Below are 24,542 nucleotides of genomic sequence, written 5' to 3'. Positions count from 1 at the left end.
ACCGCCTTAGTACTTGTACGACAGTCCCACCACGAAGGAGCGGCCCGAATGCACGTACAGCAGCGTGTCGTTGCGTTGCGAGTCGCGGCCGTAGCGCAGCGGCACGTCGGTCAGGTTCTGGCCCTCGAAGCTCAGGCGCAGCTTCGGCGTGAGGTTGTAGGACACGCTGAAGTCCACGTTGGTGGAGCCGTCGACCACCGTGTAGTCGTGCCCCGCCACGTCGCCCAGCACGTTCAGCAGGTAGGCCGAGCGGTGCGCCGCCGAGACGCGCGCGCTGAACTTCGGATCCTCGTAGTACAGGGTCATGTTGTAGGCGCGCGGCGACAGGCCGGTGAAGTTGGCGGTCTGGCTCAGCAGCTCGTTGGCCGCCGTGTTCGGATTGTCCACCCGCGTGATGTAGCTGATCTTCGACTTCACGTAGGTGTAGTTGGCCAACGCGCCGAAGTTGCTCCACGCGCCGGGCAGGAAGCTGAACGGCGCCTGCAGGTTCAGCTCGTAGCCGTTCAGCGGTCCGCCCGGCGTGTTGACCTTGCGGTTCACCACCACCGTCGTTCCCGGCAGGGTGGCGCAGGCCGGCGTGCCGCCGGTGATGCTGCAGCCGCCGCCCAGCAGGATGGAATCCGGCAGCCCCAGCGAGGAGAACACCGCCCGCTCCGACACGCCCTGGATGAAGGTGTTGATCTCCTTGCGGAAGAAGCCGGCCGAGATCATCGCGTTCTTGGCGTAGTACCACTCGGCCTGCAGGTCATAGGTGCGGGCGCGGATCGGGTCCAGCGTCGGGTTGCCGATGCTGACGGTCTGGCTTTGCGAGGACAAGGTGGTCGACGGCGCCAGGTCGGTGTACTCCGGGCGCGACAGCGTCTTGCCGGCCGAGAAGCGCAGCAGCACGTCTTGCGGCAGCTGCGCCGTCACGTTCAGCGCCGGCAGCCAGTCGCGGTACTTGTGGCTGATGGTGGCCGGCGTCAGCGCGCCGTTGGCGTTCAGCAGCGCGAACGAGGTGGCCTCGGTCTCCGCGCCGCGCACGCCCACGTTGCCGCGGATGGGGATGGGGCCGACGTCGTACTTGAAGTCGGCCGACGCGTACAGCGCGTTGATCGATTCCTCCACGCCGCGGTTGGCCTGGTTCAGCAGGTTGTATTCCGAGCCCGGCACCGCCGCGCAGTGGCATTCGATGTCGTACACCTTGAGGAACTTGTCCAGGTCCACCGCCGACCACGAGGTGGCCACGCCGCTGCCGCCCAGGCCGCGCCCGAAGCCGCCGATCTGGCGCGAGATGCTGTCCATGGTGACGCCGGCAGGCAGGCGCAGGCCGTTGCCGCCGGAGCCGATCTCCACGTTGGTCCAGGTGTTGCCGCGCTTGGACAGGCCGCCGCGCAGCGTCAGGTTGTCGTTCAACTCGAAGCTGGCGTTGACGGCGTTGGTCTTCAGCTTGTTCTTGGTGTGCAGGTAGCGGCCCACGAACTGGCCGTGGAAGGTGCCGTCCGCCTCCTGCGGCGCGAAGGTGAACAAGTTGGGGTTGGACACGTCCATGCCGAAGTTCAGCGTCGGCACGTTGCGGTTCTGGCGGAAGTCGTAGGAGAAGCCGTTCACGTTGGGCGTGTCGAACTGCACGGTGGCGCGCATCGGCTCGTCAAGGTCCGAGTTCGACACGCCGCTCAGGAAGTCGACCTTGAAGCGGTCGCTGAAGTCGTGGCGGCCCGAGATCACGTGCTGCTTGAACAGCGTGGAATACTTGTCCAGCAGGCCCTCGGTGCGGATGTCCACCGCGTTGAACTTGCCGTAGTCCCAGCTGCCGTTGCCGTCGAAGTGGGCGTCCACGATGGACGACTGCGGCTTGCCGTTGGACTGCGCCAGGCTGCGGCCGAAGGAGATCGCGCTGATGTAGTTGTCGTAGCGCTTGTTGTCGAACTTCCCGCCCAGCAGGTCCAGGTTCAGCTCCGTGGCCGAACCGGGGCGCCATTGCAGCGAGCCGGTCACGCCGGTGCGCTCGTAGTTGGTCAGCGAGCGGCGGTAGCGCGGAATGCGCGGCGCGAAGGCGCCCGAGCCGGCGGCCGGCGAAGCCACCGTGCCGCCGTAGTTGTCGGTGCGGCCCATCACGTCGGCGTAGGCGGCGGCGCTGGAGGTGCGCGGCACGCCGAAGCCGCAGTTGGCCGCGTCGATGCCCTTGACGGCGCTGTTGCCGGGGTTCTGCGGCGCGTAGCCGGCCGGCGAGCAAAAGCCGCCGTCCGCGCTGGCGCTCAGCAGCTCGACCGCCTCGTAGCCCTCCTCCTGTATCGTGCGGCGCGAATGCGCGATCGACACCAGCGCGCCCAGCTTGCCGATGCCGCTGTCCCAGCGGTTCGAGTACAGCGCGGTGACGCGCGGCTCGGCCTTGCGCGACAGCGAGTTCCACGAGCCCTGGCCGCCCAGGCTGAAGGTCTCGCCCTTGAAGTCGAACGGGCGCGCGGTGCGCAGGTCCACGGTGGCGCCCAGCGAGCCCTCCTCCACCGCCGCCTCCGAGGTCTTGCGCACCTCCAGGCTGTTGAACAGTTCGGAGGCGAACACGGAAAAGTCGAAGCCGCGGCCGCGGTTGGTGCTGCCGTTGATGTCGGAGGCGCCGGTGGCGGTCACGCCCTCGATGCCGTTGATGCGCACGCGCGTGAAGCCCGCGTTCAGGCCGCGCACGGTGATCTGCTTGCCCTCGCCGCCGTCGCCGCGGGTGAGCGACACGCCGGGCACGCGCTGCAGCGATTCGGCCAGGTTGGCGTCGGGGAATTTGGCGATGTCCTCGGCCTTGATGACGTCGAGGATGCCGTCGCTGTTCTTCTTGGTGTTCAGCGCGCTGTTCAGGCTGGCGCGAAAGCCGGTCACGACCACCACGGAGTCGGCGGCGGCGTCCTTGGCCTCCTGCGCCTGCGCTTGCATGGCGGCCAGCATCAGCACGGCGAGCGCGATGGGTTTGGCCTGGAACGTGGGATGCCGGAAATTGCTGTGATGCCGAGTCATATGACGAAGTCCCTCAAATTATTATCGAATGGAAATACGGCGCCCTCTTCGGGGTAGGGCGATCATATGCGCATTCGATGGCATCTGATTCACGTTGTCATAAACACTCAGCGAGTTGATTTTTGTGTTACGGAAAAGAGAAAAGCCGCCCAACGGCGGCTTTCTCGTACTGCTGCGCTGCTAACCGCGGTTAAAAGCGATAGTTCACGGAAGCGGCGAAAGTGCGGCCCAGCTGGCTGAAATGCGAGCCGTCGTAGGTCACCATCGCGTAGCGGCCGTTGAAGGTCACCAGGTTGCGCTGCACGTCGGCCTGGGTCAGGCCGGTCGCCGCGTCGACCTTCTTGTCGTCCAGGATGGCCTGTCCGGTGGAGTTCAAGGCCTTGAAGCTCCAGCTCGGCGTCACGTTGAGCAGGTTGTTCACGTTGAAGGTCAGCGTGGTGCTCGGCGTGAGGTTGTAGGTCATCGCGAAGTCGGTCACGGTCTTGGTCTTGAACTTCACTTCCAGGTTGCTGTCCAGGCCGGCGTTGCGGAAGTGGGTCGGACCGAACACCGTGTTGTTCAGCGAGTAGCTGACCTTCGAGTAGTTCAGGTCGCCGCCCAGGATGGTCTTGAACTTCGGACGCGAGGTGAACATCAGCGCTTCCTGCGTTTCATCGAGCACCGACTGGCCGGCGGCAGCGATCTTGGGAGGATTCTGCACCGCGCCGACGCGCTCGTTTTTCAGCGAGTAGTTGCCCGACAGGTTCAGGGTCAGCTTGCCGTCCATGAAGGGGATGTTTTTGCGCGACAGTACGTAGTCGATGCCCGAGGTTTCGCTGGTCAGCGCATTCACGAAAAAGCTGACCGAGACGATTTTCTCCGCCGCCAGTACGATGTCCAGCGGGTTGTCGGCGTTGCCGGTGGGCTTGATCTCCTTGCCCAGCACGATGCGGTCCTTGACCTTGATGTGGTAGTAGTCCAGCGTGATGCTGGTGTTGTTGTCCGGCTTCAGGCCCAGGCCCAGCGTGAAGTTGTTGGACTTCTCGGCTTGCAGCTTGGGCACATCCAGGGCCGCCGCTTGCGCGGACACGTTGTTGACCAGGCCGGAGACCTGGATGCCGGAACCGGCCACGAAGGAGTACTGCGCCTTTTGCGTGAAGGTCTGCGCCAGCGACGGCGCGCGGAAGCCGGTGGAGGCCGAGGCGCGCACGGTGACGGTGTCGCTCGCCTTCCAGCGGGTCGAACCCTTCCACACGAAGGCGCTGCCGAAATCGGTGTACTTCTCGTAGCGGCCGGTGCCGTCGACCAGCAGCTTGTCGCTGATGTCCCAGGTCGCGCCGCCGTATACGCCGTAGTTCGAGCGCGAGGACGGGAAGGAGTTCTCGGGCGCGTTGCCGGCGTAGGAGTCGGCGCCGCCCAGGGTGTAGGAGGCGAAGTCGCCGGCCAGCACGCTGTACTTCTCGTGGCGCAGTTCGGTGCCCGCGTAGGCGGTGACGGCCGGCGTGATCTGCTTGTTGATGTCGCCGTTCAGCACGAAGTGTTCGAACTTGACGCCGCCGGCGTCGAAGCTGGTCGGCGAGGCGATCTTGCTCTTGCCGGCCAGGAAGTCCTCCTGCAAACCGCGGTTGACCGAATTGGTCACGCCATAGCTTTGCTCGTTGCCGCCGTAGGTCAGGCTGACGTCAGTGCTCCAGCCCGCGACTTCGAACTTGACGCCGCCGGTGGCGTTGTAGTCGTCCAGCGTGCCGTTGAAGCCGGGCACGTAGCCGATGTAGGGCGTGCCGGCCGGATGCAGCAGGCCGTAGTCGGTCGGACGCCAGTACGGGGTGCGGTAGTTGGCGAAACTGTCGATTTCCTTGCGCACGTAGGCGGCGTTGCCGTAGATGCTGACGCCGTCGCTCAGCTCGTAGCGCGAGTTGACCAGCGCCTTGTACGAGTCGGTGGCGGGCGAACCGTTAATGTTGCCCGCGTCAGGCTTGAGCGCCAGGAAGGGCCGCACCTTGTTCTGCAGGAATTCACTGTAGACGTCGGTCAGGCCCTTGAAGTCGCCCGCCTCGCCCTGCGCGTTGACCACGCCCGGACGGTTGGACAGCTTGGTCTTGGACACGTCCACCGTGTAGTTGACGAAGCCGCGGTCGCCCAGCGCCACGCCGTGGTTCAGGCTCAGGCCGCCCATCTCGCCGTCGCGCTCGTGGGTGATGCCGCCGCGCGCCGTGACGGAGCCGCCCTCGGCGTTGTCCTTCAGGATGATGTTGACCACGCCGGCGATGGCGTCCGAGCCGTATTGGGCGGACGCGCCGTCGCGCAGCACCTCGATGCGCTTGATGGCGTCGGTCGGGATGGCGGAAATGTCGGAACCGCTTTCGCCGCGGCCTGGGGAGGTCTGGGTGTAGATCAGGGAGCTGGAGTTCTTGCGCTTGCCATTGATCAGGATCAGCACGCGGCTGGGACCCATGTTACGGATCTCGTAGGGATCGAGCAGCGAAGTGGCGTCGTTGACCGGGGTCTGCACGGTGTTGAACGACGGGACGGTGAACTGCATGGCCTTGTCGAGCGTGGCCTGGCCGGTCTTGGCCAGGTCTTTCGAACTGAGGATGTCGATGGGCACGGCCGTGTCCACCATGGTGCGCTGCGCGCCACGGCTGCCGGTGGAGACGATCACCACCTTCTGGATGTCGTCGGCGGGAGCTTCGGCGGCCGGCCTGGCGGCCTCGCTTGCCGGTTTGACTTCCTGCGCGAGGATGAAGGGACTGGCGGACAACATCAATACGGCAAGCGGAAAACTTTTCTTCATGGATCTTCTCTCATGTATCGGTTTTTTTTGGGACGTAGACTACTTGTGATAGTCACAGCGGATGAATGTATATGTAACATTGTCATGCGTCCATGATTTCCGGGTAGGGCTGAGGGAATACAACATTCGTCGCGAAAATTGTAATTAGCAGTCGATTTATCGATTACATTAGTAGGTTCCGCCTCGCCAACAGCAAAGTGCCATCTTCCCGATGGCACTTTTTTTTTCGCCTTTCATAAATATTTCAGCTACAGTGCATTTCTTGCATTTTTCTCGTAGTAATATTACATAACCGCCGAATTCAGGCGGATATACAAAAACTTACGGGGAGACAAGTATGAGAATACACTGTAGTTTTAGTTCAAAAACCCTGCCTGCCATCGTCGTCTGCGGCGCGCTGACGCTGCTGGCCGGTTGCGGCGCGGGCGGCGGGGACGGCGCCGCCGGGCAGCCACCTAAAGTGATGGGCGGCAAGGTCCAAGGCGGGCCAGCGCTCGCGCCCGCCACCATCCGCATGCACTTCCACCGCACCCAGAACGACGCGGCCCAGTGGGGCGTGTACTCGTGGGACGGCCCGCTCAACCCCAGTTCGGCCTGGATCGCCGACCGCTTCATGATGACCGGCGGCGACGCCTTCGGCGGCTACGTGGACATCCCCGTCAACACCGCCAAGTCCGCGATGTGGTTCCTGGTGACGGATGGCAGCGGCAACAAGAATTGCGGCAGCGACCAGTCGGTGAACTTCAGCGCCGACATCGCCGCCGCCGGCCAAGAGGTGTGGATGCTGGAGGGCGACTGCACGGTCTACCCGGCGCAGCCGCCCGTCAGCTTCGGCAACCTGAACCAGGCCACCGCGCACTGGCTGAGCGCCTCCACGCTGGCCTGGCCGGGCGTGCCCAGCGCCGGCAGCTATAAGCTGTATTACGCGGCCAACGGCGGCCTGGGTTCGGACACCGGCGGCGTGACCGGCGCCGACGGCAGCATGGCGCTGACGCCGGCCGCCGCGCTGCCGGACGCGCTGAAACAGAAGTATCCGCACCTGGCCGCGGCCACCGCCCTCACCCTGTCCGCCAGCGACGCGGCGTCCGTGGCGGACAAGGCCAGCGGCCAGTTCGCCGTCGCGCAGTTCGACGCGGCCGGCAAGCTGGTGCAGGTCACCTCGCTGCAGGCGGCCGGCATGCTGGACGACGTGTTCGCGCCCGCCGCCGCCAGCGCCAACCTGGGCCTGAGCTTCGACCAGGCCGGCGTGCCCACCTTCCGCGTGTGGGCGCCGACCGCCAAGTCGGTCAGCCTGACGCTGTACCCGGACGCCAGCTCGCCCAGCACCCTGCAAATGCCGATGACGCGCGACGCGGCCAGCGGCGTGTGGAGCTACACCTCGGGCGGCAGCGGCTGGACCAACCGCTACTACTACACCTACAACGTGAAGGTGCTGTCGCGCTGGGCCAACAACACCCTGGTCAGCAACACGGTGACCGACCCGTACTCGCTGAGCGTGAACGCCAACAGCCAGCGCAGCTTCGTGGCCAACCTGGATAGCCGCGCGCTGAAGCCGGACGGCTGGGACAACCACGCCATCCCGCGGCTGGCGCATCCCGCCGACATCTCGCTGTACGAGCTGCACGTGCGCGATTTCAGCGCCGGTGACAGCACGGTGCCGGCCGAGCGCCGCGGCAAATACCTGGCCTTCACCGAGCGCGATTCCAACGGCATGCGCCACCTGAAGGGCATGCAGGCGGCCGGCCTGACCCACATCCACCTGCTGCCGGCGTTCGACTTCGCCAGCGTCAACGAGAGCGGCTGCGCCACGCCGGCCATCCCGGCGGCGGCGGCCAACTCCGAACTGCAGCAGGCGGCGGTGGAGGCCACGCGCGGCGCCGACTGCTTCAACTGGGGCTACGACCCGGTGCACTACACGACGCCCGAGGGCAGCTACTCCAGCAACGCCAACGACGGCGCGGTGCGCGTGCGCGAGTTCCGCTCCATGGTGCAGTCGCTGCACGAGCAGGGCCTGCGGGTGACGATGGACGTGGTGTACAACCACACCAGCGCGTCGCAGCAAGGCCCGCTGTCGGTGCTGGACAAGATCGTGCCGGCCTATTACTACCGGATGAACAGCGCCGGCGGCATCACCAACGACAGCTGCTGCGCCGACACCGCGCAGGAGAACGCGATGATGGCCAAGCTGATGATCGATTCGGCCGCGACCTGGGCGCGCGACTACAAGATCGACAGCTTCCGCTTCGACATCATGGGCTTCACGCCGCTGGCGGTGATGAACCGCCTTCAGGCGGCCGTCAACGCGGCCGCAAAACGCGACATCTACATCTACGGCGAGGCGTGGAACTTCGGCGCGGTGGGCAACGACGCCCGCTTCGTGCAGGCGCGCCAGGCCAATATGTTCGGCAGCGGCATCGGCTCCTTCAACGACCGCCTGCGCGACGCGGTGCGCGGCGGCGGCTGCTGCGACGGCGGCGAGGCGCTGGTCAGCCAGCAGGGCTTCATCAACGGCGTGTTCTACGATCCGAACGCGAAGTCCACGCAGAGCAAGGACGACCTGCTGCGCCTGGCGGACCTGGTGCGGGTGGGCCTGTCCGGCACGCTGCGCGACTACAGCTTCACGGACCGCACCGGCGCCGTGCGCAAGAACTCGGAGATCGACTACTTCGGCCAGAAGGCGGGCTTCGCGGCCAACCCGGCCGAGACCATCAACTACGTGGAGGCGCACGACAACCAGACCCTGTTCGACCTGAACGCCTTCAAGCTGCCGGCCAACACCAGCCTGGCCGACCGCGTGCGCGTGCAGAACCTGGGCGCGGCCATCAACGTGCTGTCGCAGGGCGTGCCCTTCCTGCACGCGGGCCAGGAGATCCTGCGTTCGAAGTCGCTGGACCGCGACAGCTACGACGCGGGCGACTGGTTCAACCGCCTGGACTACGGCTACCAGTCCAACAACTTCGGCGTGGGCTTGCCAATGGCCGGCGTGAACCGCGACAACTGGAGCCTGATGTCGCCGGTGCTGGCCAATCCGCTGATCAAGCCGGACCGCGCCGCCATCATCGACGCGCGCGACTACATGAACGACCTGCTGGCCATCCGCGCCGACAGCACGCTGTTCCGCCTGCGCACCGCCGGCGACGTGGCCGAGCGCCTGCGCTTCCACAACACCGGTCCGCTGCAGGTGGCGGGCGTGGTGGCGATGAGCATCGACGGCCAGCATCCGAGCCGCTACGACGGGGCGAAGTACAAGTCGGTGCTGGTGCTGTTCAATGTGGACAAGGTGGCCAGGACGGTGACCCTGGCCGAGCTGCGGGGACGCAAGCTGAAGCTGCACAAGGTGCAGCGCAAGTCGGAAAGCGACCGCGCGGTGCGCAACGCCGCCTACAACGGCGCCTCGGGCGCGTTCACCATCCCGCCGCGCACGACGGCGGTGTTCGTGGAGAACGCCGCCCATGAGGAGGACGACGACTAAACGGACCTTACTTCTTCGCCGCCATGAAGATGGTTTTCGCGTCCTTGTGCGCCTGGTCCAGGTTGCGCAGGGACGCGACTTCATCGTGGCGGACGAAGAACTCCTCGTCCTGCGCCTTCATCACCAGCTTGATGGCGGCCGCATCGGCCACGTTGTACTTCTCCGTGATCAGCGTGGTCACTTCATCCAGGTATTCCTCGTACGTCATTTTGATTCCTTATCGCGGTGGGCGGTGGGCGGTCGCCCGGACCCGCATTCTAACAATTCAACCCCGCCCATCCGCGATCCGTCGCAAATTTGACATCCCGGGGGCGCGCGCCATTACAATAAACGCAACAACTTATAGGAGGGTCACACATGCGCCGTCTACTTATCCTCGCCGGGTTCGCCACGTTCGCCGCCTGCGCCCACGCCGATGAACAGGTGCGCACCGTGGCGCCGTTCACCGCGATCGACAGCAAGGGTCCGCTCAGCATCACGGTCGAAGGCGGCAAGGCGCAATCGGTGACGGTGAGCGGCAACGAGAAGTTCACCAGCCGCCTGATCACCGAGGTGGTGAACGGGGAGCTGAAGATCTACATGAAGGACAAATCCATGAGCAACACCGGCGGCGATCCGCGGGTCGTCGTCACGGTGCCCGCGCTGGTCAAGTTCATCGGCGAAGGCGCCGGCGAGACGGTGCTGAGGAACATGCGGGGCGAGCGGCTGGACGTGAGCTACCAGGGCGCCGGCAGCTTCTCGGCCAGCGGCAAGGTCAAGCTGCTGCGCCTGAAGGCGCAGGGTGTGGGCGAGGTGGACACCAAGGAACTGCATGCGGAGCGCGCCGACGTCAACTTCAACGGCCTGGGGGCGGTGAAGGTGACCGCGACGGACACGCTGAACGCCGTGGTCAACGGCATGGGCAGCCTGGATTACTACGGCAAGCCGCGCCACGTGAACAAGACCGTCAACGGCATCGGCAGCGTCAACGCCCGCGAGTGACGCTGCATGCGCGCGTCGCCCCCTCGTTGACGAGCTGGCCATGCCGGCGAACGCAGCATAAAACATCACTACACTCTCGCCACATCATTGTGCGCTCCGCACGAAACTGGGGCGAGCGTCCCCGAATGCATCCCCAAACCACGGGCGCACAGGCCTTTGCTGTTGGGCACGGAATTTGCTCAACTAAAAGTAGTGTTCTCTGAGGGGAAGTCATGAATAACTGGAGCTTGCGCACGTCGGCATATGCAACCGAACATCGGGAGGGCATCTGGCGTGATGCATTACAGAAGGTATACCTGTCGATGTCGCGGGAAACCATACTGGACGAGCTGCGCGGTGAAGTCAGCTATAACCGCTCACCACTGGGGATGCAGTTCGTCAAGTTGTCTGGTTCGCCGCAAGCCATTGTAGGCGACTACCCCACCACTCGAACCAGTTCCACCAACCTGTGGATTGCATTGATACACGAAGGAAATGCAACATTGCGCATTGGCGGGCAAACGCATGCGCTGGACGTCGGCGACATCCTGTATGGTGCGGGCGGGGTGGAAAGAGTCGAACTGCATTTGAACAGCGACTTCGAAATTCTGACGGTGGAAATACCGCATGAAGTGTTCTACAAACGGCTGCTGAATCCGCTGGCCATCCGGGCGGGAACCATTTCCCGTCAACACGGGATTAATCACGTGCTGTCCGATTTTCTCAGCTCGGTGGCAGCCCAGATGGGCAGTTTCACCGAGATGTCATTCCACCCGGTGGAAACAGCACTGGCTGAACTGTTGACCTACAGCCTGGCCATGCTGCCGCCCCTTAACGACTGCAAAGACCTGGGCCATGCACGGCATTTTCAGGAAATCTGCCATTCGATCGATTTGCACTTGGGCGATTGCGAGCTGAGTCTTGCCGGCGTGGCGCGCCGTCACAACGTCTCGCCGCGCTATGTACAAAAGATCTTTGCGCAAGCAAATACGTGCTTCAGTCAATATGTACGCACGCGCAGGCTGGAGCAATGCAGGAAGGATTTATCGAATCGGCTGAACGCTTCATTGTCGATTTCTGAAATCTGCTATAACTGGGGATTCAACGATCTCGCCTACTTCAGCCGCGCCTTCAGCGCCGAGTATGGCTGCTCGCCACGCGCGTACCGGACCAAATTATTGGAAGTACCAGTAGCTAACTAAGGCTGGCGGCTGCAATGCGGAAAAAGCCGCGGGCCGCGACTTTTTCTGGTGTTGATACCGGTTCAGGCGTTGAATGCACCGCGATGATAAACCAGCGCCGGATGCGCTGGCTCACGCCTGATCAGCGCCGGCTTGCCGATCAGGATAGCGTGATCGCCTTCGATATAGCTGGCGTGGACATGGCACTCGATGTTGGCGCAACAGTCCGATAGCAGTGGACAACCCAGATCGCCGACCTGGTAATCCACGTCCGCAAACTTGTCGCCTTCTTTCACCCCGAACTTCAATGCCAGCGGCTGTGCCTGTGCTGAAAGAATATTGACGGCGAATCTGCCGGTTTCATTAATGGCCTTGAGGGTATTGCTGCGCAGGTCGAGGCATACCAGCAGCAGTCGCGGCCGCAACGACAGGCTGCAAAATGCACTGACCGTGGTGCCTGAGGGGCGCTCATTGTCCATGGTCGTGACGATGGTCAGGCCCGAGGGAAATTCCGCCATGGCCTGGCGCCACTGCGTGGTTTGTTCTTTCGATTCGAACGTTCCAGGCTCTGCGGCCACCGGGCCCGGCGAAGTCAATGCGGTTTTCATTAGCTAAGATTCCTGTTATTGAGTTAGGCACGGCCACAAATGGCCAGTGCGGTCAGCGCATAGATTTTTGCACTGCGGACCAGATCATCCGGGGTTGGCAACACCCGCGGAATGCCACAGGTGACGGCCGGAATGCGCTGCATATTGAAGACATTGTGATCGCGCCACATGCTTGAATAAATCGGATCGGCGCGCTTCAGCGCATGTCCAAGAACGCCCTCGGTGGCGCTGCCAATGGCGGCAACCAGCGGTGCGACGGCATCGCGGTCGGCCTCATAGCCATGGCGCACCACCAGCGGGCTGATGTCAAACTCGCCAAGGTCCAGGCTACCCAGCAGCGTTTGCAACTCGCGCAACACCGGCGCCACCGTCTGCCGTGCGGTCAGGCCCACCTCCAGATAGAGCCCGCATATCTCGCTGCCACTGCCAAAGGTATGTGGCACACCGCCCCGGATGGCATCGATTTGCACCTTCGGAATCGATATGCCGCCTTCGCTCTCGTCGCGATAGCGCACTTCATAGTCGCCAGCCCAGCCGTGCAACGCTTCGATCAGCCTGCCGATCCGATAGATCGGGTTGGGATGCGATGCCAGATCGGCATGGTGGGCGAGCGCCGGCGTAAAGGTGCTTTGGCCCAGCAGGCGTATACGGAATAGCACGTAACCGCAGCCCTTCCACGTGATACCGTAATCGGTACCTTCGGCGGCGATGGCATAATCGGCCGCGATGCCGCCATGATGGAACAGATAATGGGCGCCAATGTCCTTGCCCAGATAGCCGATACCCTGGTATTCCTCGATCGGCTCCGGTCCAATCTCCCCCGGGCATGCGGTCAGATAAAGCCGCCCAGCAAGCTCAATGCCAGTCTTGCGCAAGGCTTTGGCGGCGATGAGAAAGCAGCTCATCGGGCCGCGATCATTTGCGATGGGATAGCCGTGCAGGCGATTATCCTGCAGCCAGCACCGCGTCCACTCCTTTTGCTGAACCGTCTCGGGACGATATTTGTAATCGTCGAGCTGGGCGGAAAACGCCGGGCTTTCCGTGTCGAGATGCGCGGTAAAAAGCAGGTTGGCTGCATTGCCGCGTCCACCATACTCGCCAATGATATTCGGCCGCTCTGGCGTGGCGCCCACTGCGCGCGGCTTAAATCCTTCGCGCCGCATCCAGTCGAAGACATAGCGTGCCGCGGCACCCTCTTCGCCGGAACGGCTGGGAATATTGCCAAGTTCCAGTGCCAGATCTGTCAATTCCTCACTATCAATGGCGGCGTCTATCTGGGCTTTTTCTTCGGCGGAAATCCGATATAACTGTGAAGCTGGCTGTTGATGAGCATTGAAATTCGATGCCATGGTCCTATCCTTTTATCGTTTGTCGTTCCCACTGCGCGACGATTTCATCCGTATCGAGAATGGCTGCGAAGTTCTCCGCCAACACTTCCAGTGTATGGACATGGAAATCGTCACGATAGGCCGCGCAGGCGTCACCCGCCACGACCACCAGCCAGTCCCGCTGGAACGCGTCGCGCACCGTCGAGTCAACGCAACATTCGGTGCTCAACCCGCAAATGACCAGCGTGTCGACCCGCAGATCGCGCAGCCGGGAGTCGAAGTCGGTTCCAACGAACGCGCTATAACGCTGCTTCCATACGATCTTGTCGCAGCCCTGTGGCAGCACCTGATAAAAACACTCCCCGCCTGAACCATCGCGGCATACCGCATAGGCCGCATCCGGATCGACGTTGCGGTAGCGCATCCACTTGATCCAGGCCGCCGAATCAGTTGTCGGATCGGTCTTCAATCCGGCAAAAAATATCGGCACACCGGCGCCGCGGGCCGCGCTGACCAGCCGGGCGGCGTTTCCGATCGCGGCGGCGGCTTGTTCAACCGGTACGCCCATGCGAGCCAACGCCCCATCCGGCGCTGCGAAATCGACCTGTATATCGATCACGCATAGCGCCACTCCGCCTGGCGCGAGCAAATCATCCAACGGGGACGGCGTCATGCGAACTCGGCGCGAAGTTGCGGCAGAACATCCCGCCCGAAACGTGTCAGGCCTGCCGCATATTCCGGAAAAATCAGCATCACCCCATCGAGCTCGCAGTTACGCAGCAACGCCGACAACTGGCTACGGCACGCCGCCGGATTGCCGATGGTGGTATGCGTCATGAAGGCATTATTGGCACGCTCGACCATGGCGTTGTTCTGCCCGCCGACATCGACGCCAAAGCTGCGCATCATGCCCTTGACCGCGTCGACATCGAGACCCGCGCGATAATGTTCGGCAAGCGCGGCGGCCTCGGCGTCGGTGTCTGCGCAAATCACGGTGGACATGCAAAACGTCTTGATCGACGTATTCAACTCCTGCGCCAGGGCTTTGGCCCGCAAGCTGATTTTGCGGGTTTCCTCGTCATCCTTGCCCCCGATAAAGCAGGCATCGGTATTGCGCACACTAAATCGCAGACCACGCTCCGATTGGCCGGCACACACCAGGAAGGGACGCGGCTTGCTGACCGGCTTAGGATCCGAGATGCAGTCTTTCAACGTAAAGAATTTGCCGTCGCAGCTGACGCGCGGCTCGGACCAGAGCATTTTGATGAGGCTGGTCCATTCCGACGTCATCGCGTAGCGCTCGTCATGGTCCAGCGACGCATCCCATGCGCCCATCTGTTCGAATTCATCCTTGAACGAACCGGAGACGATATTCAGGCCGGCGCGTCCACCGCTGATCTGGTCAAGCGTGCTGATCATCTTGGCGACCACCGCGGGATTATGCAAACCCGCATGCATAGTCGCGATGATACGGGCGTGCCGTGTGGCCTCGGCAATCCCCGCCATCATCGTCACCGAATCCAGCGAAGCATCCCAGTGCTGCGTATCGCCGCCAAATCCACGCCACTTGGCCATCGACATGATGAAATCAAGGCCAATCTCGTCTGCCAGGATGGCGGCTTCCCGGTTTTGCTGATACGAGGCGTCCAGCAGTGGCGTGTTGCGGGAAATGATCCATCCGCCTTTGGCGATGGGAAGAAAAACACCGAACTCTTTAGAGCATTCCATTTCTATGATTCCTCACTGATAAATACGATGACGGTTTAACTACCGGAGTTGCCTTGAACGTTAGTCGGCAGGTCGCTGAATTCCTGTTGCTTTACCGGTGGTTTCAAGCAGCGGATAGCCAGCACAATCATCATTGGAATAATCGCAACCAGCAAAAACACCCCGCTAAAACTTCCCAGGTCGTCCTTCATCCGGCCGGCAAGTAAAGGACCGAAACAGGCCAACGTGGAGATCAGATTGACGGCAGAGAAAATCTCCAGGTACGGCCCACGTCCGAAGTAGTTGGACAGCAGCACGCTGGTGGCCAGGAATGCCGCGCCATAGCCGGCGCCGACACCGATGGCGAAAATAATCAGCATCGGGAACGACGCGGCCGCGCTGAGTGCAAGCGTGCCTCCCACCATCAACAGCAGACTGCTGATGAGCATTTTCTTGGGTTCGATTTTTTCGCCGAAAATACCGGCGATCGAACGCGAGAAGGAGTTGATCAGGGCTTCAGCGCTCAGCAATGCGGCGGCCAGTTGGGGACTGAAGCCATGATCCGTGATGTGCGCAACAGCAAAGCTGTTGGTGGTAATGCCCACCAGCAGAAAGGTGGTATACGCCGCGGCAATCGCATAGAACTGCCAGGTGCCCATCGCTTGCCGCGCCGTCCAGGCCTGATCGGTGTGGTAGACCGCGCTCCCTTGGTCCCGGTTTGCGGCATTGCTCACATATTCCGCATGTTCGCGTTCGCGCTGTCCCGACGGCAGGGTCGCGGCAGCGAGCAGGCATGCGGCGGTCAGGAAGATGCCACACAGCTCCCAGTGCATGCGCCAGCTGCCCAGCACGTCGGTGGCGAGGACCACCAGCAACGGCCCCACCACGCCACCGAGCCCGCCGACGGTGAAATAGAAACCAAACGCGAACGCCTGATTTTTATACATCCGGCCGATGACGTAAGTTCCCGGCACGGTGGCCACAAAGCTGAAACCGGTCCCGAGCAAAATCATGCCTGCCAGGTAAGACACCAGGCCATGGCAACAGGCCAACAATGCGAAGCCTGACGCCAGGATCAAGGCGCCGAGCAAAAAAGTCTGGCGCACCCCCAACCGGCGAATAAACATGGCCGGTAGGTAGCTCGAAAGACCGCAGGCCAGTCCCAACAACGTAAAGCCCAGGCCTGCGCTCGACCAGCTCCATTGCATCTCGTTGATCATGCTTGGCAACACCACGCCCAACGAAGTGAAGGTCGCCGCCGTGATCAAAAAATAGATCGTGCTCAGGAGCGCGAGCATGCTCAGTTGATAAACCTTGCTATAAGTATTTTTCATGCGATTTCCCTCTACCGGATCATTCCCAACAGGTTGCCGCCAACCTGCCGGTTGCGTCAGAAGCTATAGCCGATGGTGGCAATGACCTGGCGCGGAGCGATGTACTCGTTGCTGGTCTGGCCGATACCGTAAGGATCGGTATAGCGCGAGTTGATGCCTGCCTTATTGCGCAAATTTGACACGGCCACGGAGTAACGAACATTGCTGTCGTTCGGCTGATAGTCGAAATTCAGGTTGACCAAGCCATAGGAAGCGACATGATCGAGCGCGCCGTTATTGAAGACGCGATAGACAAAGGCACCGCGGTAGACATACTCGGCGCGCGAGGTCAGCACGCCGTGTTCGGACAGGAACTTGTAACTTCCGTTAATCGAACCCTGGTATTTCGGTGTCTTCGGCGTCGAATTGCCTTTCACGTTACTGGCCTGCGCGGCTATCGCCGCTTCACAGGCGCGGCTTGGGCCGGGGAAGCCGTAATAACCGGCACAGATCGGCGTCGCCGCGACCGCATTGGCGACACCGGCCGCATCCAGCGTCTTGTAGTCGCCGACCACCAGGCCGCGCATAACGGTCAGGTTGGCATTCATGCGGAGGCGATTGGCCAGCGTGAGCCACGAGGCTTCGGCTTCCAGTCCATAGATACGGGTACGTGGAATGTTGCCAATACCGCCTTGGTAGGGCACTGGATCGACCGCTAGGTATTGCATGTTCCGGTAGTCGTTCAGGAAGGCCGAGAAATTCAGGCGCAGCGTATTGTCCAGGAATCTGTTTTTCGAACCGAGTTCATACGCTGTAATGGTCTCCGGCTTGAATGCGCGCGGCACCATCAGTGGATCGCTATTGGCGTTGTCGCCACCGGGCTTGTAGCCGCGCGTGACATTGGCATAGATCATGCTCTGTGGAAGCAGGTCATAATCGATCGCCAGTTTGCCCGTCGGCTTGCCGCTGCTGTAATTGATCTTGCCGGGAGGGCCATAAAGATTGAAGTAGGTGCCACGGTCGCCCTTGGTCGCGTCACTGTTGTAGCGCGCGCCGCCGGTCAGACGCAGGTGGTCTGTGACGTGGTAGGTGGTCTGGAAAAACGGGGCCCACGAAGTACGGTGAACCGTCGTGTTCTCCGCATACTTCAGATTGGCAGGCAAGCTGGTGGCGTTGTCGGCCGGGACGATGTGCTCGCGCGCCAGGTCTTTTCCGCTGTATTCGAGCACGTACTGGTTGCTGCGCTGTTTCATGATAAACAGGCCGGTGACCCAGTCGACTTTGCCGCCAGGTTGCGATTGCAGGTCGAACTCCTGGGTAAAGTTTTGCAGCTTGGTGTTCCACGCAGCGACATCGTCATAGACGCCGAGGGTGGCGAAATCCAGGCGCGCGCCATTCATATGTTGTTTATGATCAAGCGTCTGATAACTGGTGATGGACTTGAATGTCGCCCACGGCAGGTTGTAGACCAGGTTCAAGTGGTACAAATCGGCGGCGAGTTTGAATGTGCTCGCGTAGTCCTGAGTGACGGTGCGTGGATCAGGTTCGGGATCGAGGATGTTTTTCTGCTCCGCGCCGTTTTGGTTGGCGCGGTACCACTGGCCGGTCAGGATGGCCGAGAAATCGGCGTTTGGCTTCCACATCATGGCCAGCTTGCCACTGGCGTCATGCAACTCGTCGAGGCCGAAACCGTAGGTCGACCTGGCGAAGCCGTCGTGGTCGTTTTTTTGTGCCGAACCGCGTACAGCGACCGTTTCGCCGATCGGAATGTTGAGCGCCACACGCCCTTGCCGCAGCTTGTAATTGCCGGCGCTAAGGTCGGCACTGCCGCCGAAGTCGTTCAGCTCGGGCTGCTTGGAGATCAGATTGATGGTGCCGCCGGTGGAGCTTTGACCGAACAGGGTGCCCTGCGGACCGCGCAGGACTTCGATCCGGTCAAGGTCGAACAGGCTTTGGTCCAGCGAGATACTGTTGGCGATGTAGACACCGTCCACGTGCAACGACACGCCCGGCGCGGTGGCATAGGCGCTCTCTGGCGTTTCGGAACCGACGCCGCGCATGGTCACCACCGTTTCGTAGCCGCTGCTCTTTGCAATCGACATGCCGGGAACCTGGCCATTGAGCCCATTAAGCGCAGTGATATTGGATTTTTGAAGATTTTCACCACTGATCGCGGTAACGGAGAGCGGTGCATTCTGTATGTTCACACTGCGCTTCTCGGCGGTAATGATGACTTGCTCGATCTTATCGGGCAAAGCGGGACTGCCCGACTTGCCCGCCGGCGCCACAGTTTCCGGCATCGCGGCATCGGCCTCTTGCCCATACGCCGCCTGCATGCCCAGCACAAATGGCACTAGCGCTCCCGCCCATATGACGGTCCTGCCATCAGTTCGTTTTTTGTTATTCAGCATCGTGATTTCCTGGTTTAGTGGAGAGCTGGCGCTTGAAGCGCTGGCACAACTTGCTTCGTTGCATGCATGAATGATGCGCTGAATGCTCGAAGAAGCTCTTGCATTGCAGCGCATGACAAATTGGATTTTTGCCGCACTGCGAAAGGCAGGCGTTGGGAGGACTTCGGATTCCGGAAACAAGACCTGGCTGTCGATGCGCCCGCCATGAGCCCGCGCGAGTTCTCGCATTGATGGGGGGACCTGCCCATGCTCTTCAAGCTGGACGTGGTGTGGCTGGAGGGAGTGGCACGAAGACGCCGGTGCACGCCCGGCATGCCGAAGAGAGGGTTAGGCAAACTGGGCGAGCGCCGCCCAGCGCGGCGCCACGTAGCGCCACCCTTCGTAGAATGCGAAAGTGGCCGCCCGCGCATTAGCCGCGCTGCGGGATGTCCAGTGCCCAGACAGGTGCCGGGTTCGCGTTTTTTTCGAGCTTGGCACTGGGCCGCCGCCGACTTGGTACCAGGCTCGCGTACCGCGAACCAGGCACTCGCCAAGTCCGCAAGGGATTTCGCCGGAAAGCTCTACCTACCGCAGGCCGCCAGCCAGCATCGGCGACGACAACAGCTTGCGGAACGCTTCCCAGCGCTGCGCGCGCGCCGTGTCCGGATCGGCGGACGTGGCGTGGCGCCGCACGTATTGCCCCACCAGGTCCGCGCCCACCGTGTAGTTGATCACGTAGCCCCGGTTGGCCTCGTAGAAGCGCACGCGCTGCTCGGCCTTCTCCGGCGGATACAGCTGCACATTGACCAGCCAGTCCACCGTCTGCTCCTTGGTGAACGCGCCGTCCAGATATAGACGCGCGGCGTCGTTGTCGGCGTAGGCCAGCTTGGCCAGCAACTGGGTCAGGCGCGCGTACGGCTCGGCCAGCGCCGGGTCCAGCCCCGCCAGCGGAAACAGCACGTCGCGCTCGAACGCCAGCCGCTCCTGCGGCGTGAACGCCATCAGGATGCCGTAATTGGCCGAACCCTCGGCCACCAGCGACATCGGCGAATACAGCGGATAGACGCTGAACTCCCGCCACCCCTTGCCCCGTACCAGCGACTGCTCCAGCAGCGCGTTGTAGACGTGGTGGCCGGGATAGCCCTCGTGGCAGCCCAGGTCCACCGCGCGGTCTATATAGATGGGGAATTCGCTGTTGATCTGGATAAGGCTGTGCGCCCCGCCCTTGTACCAGTTGTAGCCCGACCATGGCTTGCCGCCGACGAATTCCAGCACGAAGGTCTCGCCGGCCGGCAGCGCGATGTGTTTTTCGGTGCGTTCGCGGCAGGCGCGTATCGCCGCCTCCATCACGGGACGCAGCTTGTCCTTGGGGATCTCCACCCTGGCGCGGAAGGCCTTCAGCCTTTCGGTCACAGGGCCCGTGCCGCCCAGCAGCGTGTCGATCTCCGCCACCAGCCGCGCGTAATGGGCGCGGTCCTGATGCGGCGCCACCGCGTTGTACATCGCCGCCGTTTCCTCGTCGAAGCTGAACTTCTTCCCGCCCAGCATATCCACCCGCATCAGCATCGACCGCAGTTGCTTGTCGAGGAAGACGATGCGCAATGCCTCGTCTGCGTCGGCGCCGGCTTTGGGCAGCTCGCGGAGCGCGGCCTCGGCCTGGCTTCGAATCGCCGCCAGGCCCAGTTTCTCGGCATCCACCCGTTCCTGCAACTGGGGCGGGCCATAATAGGCGTCCACGTACGAGGCGTCGTGCCGGCCCACCGCCAGCACCAGCCGCATATAGTCGTCCGCCACCTCCTGCACCGTGGCCGACCAGGCGCTGCCCGCGATCAGCATGGCGGCTCCCGCCGTTAGCAGTTTTTTCATAGTCGGTCCCTTCCCTGGCGCGGATTTTCAGCCGCTGATTATACGTGGCGCGGGTGTAAGATCGTGGCTTTCCATTCCGAGGCGTCCCATGAAGAAAGCACTCGTCCACCTCGCCCTGATGCTGGCCAGCGCCGGCGCCATCGCGGCCGACTACCCGGCGCCGCGACAGGGCGACCATGTCCTCAAGGACTTCCGTTTCACGTCCGGCGCCACGCTGCCCGAGCTGCGCATCCATTACCGCACGCTGGGCCAGCCGCGGCGCGACGCCCAGGGCGTGGTGCGCAACGCGGTGCTGATCACGCACGGCACCGGCGGCACCGGCGCGCAGTTCCTGCGTCCGGAATTCGCCGGTGAGCTGTTTTGCGCCGGCTGCCCGCTGGACGCGGCGCGCTACTACATCGTGCTGACCGACGGCATCGGCCACGGCCAGTCCAGCAAACCGAGCGACGGCCTGCGCGCCGGCTTCCCCCGCTACGGCTACACGGACATGGTGGAGGCCCAGCACCGCCTGCTCAACGAGGCGCTGGGCGTGAACCACCTGCGCCTGGTGTTCGGCACCTCGATGGGCGGCATGCAGGCCTGGGTGTGGGGCCAGCGCCACCCGGGATTCATGGACGCGCTGATGCCCATGGCCAGCCTGCCGACGCAGATCGCGGGCCGCAACCGAGCCTGGCGCCGGGTGGTGATCGACGCCATCCGCAACGACCCGGGCTGGCAAGAGGGTAATTACAAGGCGCAGCCACAGGCGCTGCGCACCGGCCAGCAAATGCTGTACCTGATGGGCAGCAACCCGGTGCTGCGCCAGCGGCAGACGCCGACCCTGGCGGCCACCGACAAGTCGCTGGACGAGTACACCGACGCAGGCGTGAAGACCGGCGACGCCAACGACCTGCTGTACCAGCTGTCGGCGTCCTGGGACTACGATCCGGGTCCGGGGCTGGAGCGCATCCAGGCGCCGCTGCTGGCGGTGAACACGGCGGACGACATGATCAATCCGCCCGAGCTGGGCATCCTGGAGCGGGAGGTGAAGCGGGTGCCACGCGGCCGCGCCGTCGTGCTGCCACTCACGCCGGACACGCGCGGCCACGGCAGCCACACTGTGGCGCCGCTGTGGAAGCAGTATCTGCTGCAGCTGATGGCCGAGACCGAGCCAAAGGACTAGTCGCCGTCAGGCCCCGTCGCGCAGCCGCAGCCGCATCGTCAGGCCGATGGGCGACATCACGAAGGACATCAGTTCCCCGGCCTCCTTGCCGTCCGGCGTGTCGACGGCGAGGATGTCGTAGCGCCCCAGTATCATGGCCATCGCGACCTTGATCTCGAGCAGCGCCAGGTAGCGCCCCGGGCAGGTGCGCGGCCCCGAGCCGAATGGCATGGGCACCCGCTTGTCGCCGGCGACGACGCCGTTGGCGTCCGGCAACCAACGTAGCGGATCGAATTCCGCCGCGCGCGGGAAATGGCCGTCGGACACGCTGTCGTGGCGCAGCACGCACCACACCAGCCCACCGACCGGCACGTGGATGCCCGCCACCGACGTCTCGCGCAGCGCCTCCAGCGGCATGTACGGCGCCACGGGCTTGAGCCGCATCGACTCCTGCACGCAAGCGTCCAGGTAATCCAGCGCGTCCATGCGTTCGATGGTGAAGCCGGCGGGGTCCGGCGCCAGCCGCCGCACCTCCTCGCATGCCCGCTCCAGCGCACCGGGGGAGCGCCGCAGCAGATACAGCAGCCAGGCGATGGAGTTGGCGGTGGTGTCCTCCCCAGCCAGCAGCATGGTCGACACGTTGCCGCCCACCGCCTCGTCGTTCACGCCGCTGCCCTCCTGGTCGGAGGCGGCGATCATCGCCTCCAGCAGGTTGCCCGGGCGCGCCGCCAGCGCGGGATTGGCGGCCATGCGGTCGCGCGCCTGGGCGATCAGGTCGCGCACGGCCGTGGTCAGCTCGGCCACCGCCCGGTCCAGGCGGCGGTCTTGCGGCAGCCGGAAATAGCGCCAGTACGGGATCGGCGAAAAAGTGCGGCGCGCGAGGGCGGGCAGGATCTCGTCCAGGTATTGCTGGATCACGTCCTCGCCGCCGTCGATGGTGTTGACCTCCGTGCCGAAGGCCAGGCCGGCGATGATGTCCACCGTGTAGCGCTTCAGGTCCGCGGCCAGGTCGATGGCGCGCCCTTCGCGCGCGGCGCCGTCCCAGCGCCGCTGCAGCCGCAGCGCCACTTTCACCAGCGAGGGAAAATAGGCCTTGATGGCGTGCGGCGCGAAGCCCTGCATCACCATGCGGCGCTGGTTGCGCCACTCCGCGCCCTCGGCGTCGAACAGGCCAGGCAGGCCGCCCATCTCGCGCGCCACCCGCTCGGAGATGACGGGCCGCCGGAATCCGTCCGGCCGGTTGCGCAGCACCTCGGACACCGCGTCGTGGTCGGCCACCACCAGCGCCATGGTGCGGCCGATATCCATGCGGAAAAAAGGTCCGTACTCGCGGCACCAGCGCTCCACCTCCTGGTGGATGCGCAGCGGATGGATCTGCAAGGCGTTGCCGACCAGCGGCAGGCGGCGCGGGCCGGGCAGCGACGCGATCGAACGCAGCGGCTGCTCGTCGGCGGCGAGGGAAACGGTATGGTCCATACGGGTCGTCCGTGATTGCAAATTTGACATCTGGCAATAATACCGCGGCGAGCGCCACCTGTGCCGTGCGTGGCGAAAAACCATCGCGGCGTAAGATGGCAGGATGAGATGGCAGGACGCAGAGAAGGAGGCCACCATGCCCAGCCACGCGAGGCCGCTCCTGGCGGCGCTCATTCTGTTGGCGGCGGCCGGCGCCGCGCCCGCCCAGGACGCGCCCATCCCCACCGTCAACGTGCCCTACACGCGCGACCCGGTCGACAAGTCCTACCGCAAGATGTTGCGCGGCATGGACCGCTACCAGCGCGACATCGCCCTCGCGCCGCGATCGACGCTGCGCTTCCAGGTGCTGCCCCGGCTGCCCACCGTGAAGCTGGACGGCGTGACGCTGCAGGTGAAGGGCGACAGCGTGACGCTGCCGGTGGCGATGGCGCAGGACCACAGCTTCACGCTGGAGCGCAACCCGCAGGCCGTGCGCGAGGACGCCGCGCTGGTGGCCAACCGCAAGACCAGCAGCATGACCTGGCGCGCCATGGTGCGCAGCGCCGGGGTGCCGGAGGGAATGCGAAGACTGGGCGACTTGCGGCTGGAATGCCTGGTGGGGATGGAGTCCGGCCTGGTGTCGAACAACTCCAGGCTGTTCTCGTGGCTGTCCGACCTGCTGGCCGACGCGGACCAGGTGTGCGCCGACAGGGACGGCAACTACCTGCAGTTCAGCGACCGTCCGCTGTTCGGCGTGACGCTGCGCCATGGCGGCCGCGCGGAGACGCTGCCCTTCCGCGCGCTGTACGCGGGCGGCACGCAGACGCCGGACACCCTGCCCTATTGCGACTGCCAAGTGCTGCTGGACCGGACCTATTACGCGCCGATCTGGGACCGGGGCTGGCCGGACGACACGCTGATCGGCTTTGAATACATGGACGACCCGGCGGAGGGGGCGCCGCCCGTCGCCGGCAAGGACGAGGCGCGCGCGCGGCTGGGACCGCCGGCGATGGCCGTGCGCTTCGACAGCGGCCACGAGGTGTGGATGTACGAGCACCCGCCGGCGCGGCGCGTGCCGCCGCTGCCGGACGGCAGGCCGCAAAAGGCGGAGCAGGTGCTGTTGTTCGGGCCGGGTGGCGAGGCCCTGAAGGCGCGCCGCCGCGAACCCTGACCAGTCGTTCAATGCCCGCCGAGGCGCTTGGCCAGCCGGTACGGGAACTCCTGGCCCTCGTACAGCGAGCGCACGCGCAGGCGCCCGGCCACGCCCTGGTTCAGCGGCGTGACCTTGATGCCACAAAGGAAAACTTTACGTCCGGACATGTCAAACGTCAACGAAGGGCTAGGCAAACGGATTTCGAGCCGC

At 63.5% G+C, this 24,542-nt stretch carries 17 protein-coding genes; 5 read left to right on the top strand and 12 right to left on the bottom strand.

Features of this window, described 5'->3' with window-relative positions:
* Window positions 1-6: 6 nt before the first annotated feature.
* Both BM436_RS11275 and BM436_RS11270 read right to left on the bottom strand, forming a co-directional pair.
* Window positions 7-2,985: a TonB-dependent receptor gene (locus BM436_RS11275; protein ID WP_093555613.1), complete on the bottom strand. Its 2,979-nt coding sequence runs from the start codon at window positions 2,983-2,985 to the stop codon at window positions 7-9.
* 190 nt (window positions 2,986-3,175) lie between these two features.
* Complete coding sequence (locus tag BM436_RS11270) at window positions 3,176-5,758, bottom strand: TonB-dependent receptor plug domain-containing protein (protein WP_093555612.1); 2,583 nt, start codon at window positions 5,756-5,758, stop codon at window positions 3,176-3,178.
* A gap of 337 nt (window positions 5,759-6,095) precedes the next feature.
* Here BM436_RS11270 and pulA point away from each other — a divergent pair, with 337 nt between their 5' ends.
* A complete protein-coding gene (gene pulA / locus BM436_RS11265) occupies window positions 6,096-9,230 on the top strand; it encodes a pullulanase-type alpha-1,6-glucosidase (protein WP_093555611.1) in 3,135 nt (1,044 codons plus the stop codon).
* 7 nt (window positions 9,231-9,237) lie between these two features.
* Here pulA and BM436_RS11260 read toward each other — a convergent pair whose 3' ends face one another.
* Window positions 9,238-9,438, bottom strand: coding sequence for a hypothetical protein (locus tag BM436_RS11260; protein WP_093555610.1), 201 nt, complete (start codon window positions 9,436-9,438; stop codon window positions 9,238-9,240).
* A gap of 149 nt (window positions 9,439-9,587) precedes the next feature.
* Here BM436_RS11260 and BM436_RS11255 point away from each other — a divergent pair, with 149 nt between their 5' ends.
* The gene (locus BM436_RS11255; RefSeq protein ID WP_093555609.1) at window positions 9,588-10,211 is read left to right on the top strand and encodes a GIN domain-containing protein; all 624 of its coding nucleotides are present in this window, start codon (window positions 9,588-9,590) and stop codon (window positions 10,209-10,211) included.
* A gap of 212 nt (window positions 10,212-10,423) precedes the next feature.
* The gene (locus tag BM436_RS11250) at window positions 10,424-11,392 is read left to right on the top strand and encodes a helix-turn-helix transcriptional regulator (protein ID WP_093555608.1); all 969 of its coding nucleotides are present in this window, start codon (window positions 10,424-10,426) and stop codon (window positions 11,390-11,392) included.
* A 62-nt stretch (window positions 11,393-11,454) separates the two neighbouring features.
* Here the strand turns inward: BM436_RS11250 and BM436_RS11245 are convergent, their stop codons facing one another.
* From BM436_RS11245 to BM436_RS11215, 7 genes are all read right to left on the bottom strand, one after another.
* On the bottom strand, window positions 11,455-11,979 hold the full coding sequence (locus BM436_RS11245; protein WP_093555607.1) for a flavin reductase family protein: 525 nt from the start codon (window positions 11,977-11,979) through the stop codon (window positions 11,455-11,457).
* 23 nt (window positions 11,980-12,002) lie between these two features.
* Window positions 12,003-13,328 (bottom strand): zinc-binding metallopeptidase family protein, encoded by a 1,326-nt coding sequence (locus tag BM436_RS11240; protein WP_093555606.1) that lies wholly within the window; start codon window positions 13,326-13,328, stop codon window positions 12,003-12,005.
* Window positions 13,329-13,332: 4 nt separating this feature from the next.
* Window positions 13,333-13,980 carry a cysteine hydrolase family protein gene (locus BM436_RS11235; protein ID WP_093555605.1) on the bottom strand — a complete coding sequence of 216 codons (648 nt, stop codon included), beginning with the start codon at window positions 13,978-13,980 and terminating at the stop codon, window positions 13,333-13,335.
* Window positions 13,977-15,035, bottom strand: coding sequence for an LLM class flavin-dependent oxidoreductase (locus BM436_RS11230; protein WP_093555604.1), 1,059 nt, complete (start codon window positions 15,033-15,035; stop codon window positions 13,977-13,979). The genes BM436_RS11235 and BM436_RS11230 overlap by 4 nt, the downstream gene beginning before the upstream one ends.
* 35 nt (window positions 15,036-15,070) lie before the next feature.
* Window positions 15,071-16,348 (bottom strand): MFS transporter, encoded by a 1,278-nt coding sequence (locus BM436_RS11225; protein ID WP_093555603.1) that lies wholly within the window; start codon window positions 16,346-16,348, stop codon window positions 15,071-15,073.
* Between the two features lie 56 nt (window positions 16,349-16,404).
* Complete coding sequence (locus BM436_RS11220; protein WP_177307132.1) at window positions 16,405-18,738, bottom strand: TonB-dependent receptor; 2,334 nt, start codon at window positions 18,736-18,738, stop codon at window positions 16,405-16,407.
* 564 nt (window positions 18,739-19,302) lie between these two features.
* Window positions 19,303-20,583, bottom strand: coding sequence for a DUF885 domain-containing protein (locus BM436_RS11215; RefSeq protein WP_093555601.1), 1,281 nt, complete (start codon window positions 20,581-20,583; stop codon window positions 19,303-19,305).
* Window positions 20,584-20,671: 88 nt separating this feature from the next.
* Here BM436_RS11215 and BM436_RS11210 point away from each other — a divergent pair, with 88 nt between their 5' ends.
* Window positions 20,672-21,745 (top strand): alpha/beta fold hydrolase, encoded by a 1,074-nt coding sequence (locus BM436_RS11210; RefSeq protein WP_093555600.1) that lies wholly within the window; start codon window positions 20,672-20,674, stop codon window positions 21,743-21,745.
* A 6-nt stretch (window positions 21,746-21,751) separates the two neighbouring features.
* Here BM436_RS11210 and BM436_RS11205 read toward each other — a convergent pair whose 3' ends face one another.
* Complete coding sequence (locus tag BM436_RS11205; protein WP_093555599.1) at window positions 21,752-23,200, bottom strand: cytochrome P450; 1,449 nt, start codon at window positions 23,198-23,200, stop codon at window positions 21,752-21,754.
* 136 nt (window positions 23,201-23,336) lie between these two features.
* Here BM436_RS11205 and BM436_RS11200 point away from each other — a divergent pair, with 136 nt between their 5' ends.
* The gene (locus BM436_RS11200) at window positions 23,337-24,350 is read left to right on the top strand and encodes a hypothetical protein (protein ID WP_093555598.1); all 1,014 of its coding nucleotides are present in this window, start codon (window positions 23,337-23,339) and stop codon (window positions 24,348-24,350) included.
* Between the two features lie 8 nt (window positions 24,351-24,358).
* On the opposite strand, the gene BM436_RS37030 is transcribed toward BM436_RS11200, so the two are convergent.
* Window positions 24,359-24,499: a hypothetical protein gene (locus tag BM436_RS37030; protein WP_177307130.1), complete on the bottom strand. Its 141-nt coding sequence runs from the start codon at window positions 24,497-24,499 to the stop codon at window positions 24,359-24,361.
* Window positions 24,500-24,542: the final 43 nt, after the last annotated feature.

Source organism: Pseudoduganella namucuonensis (assembly GCF_900116645.1).
Taxonomy (GTDB): Bacteria; Pseudomonadota; Gammaproteobacteria; order Burkholderiales; family Burkholderiaceae_D; genus Rugamonas; species Rugamonas namucuonensis.
This window is presented reverse-complemented; position numbering and strand designations above follow the sequence as displayed.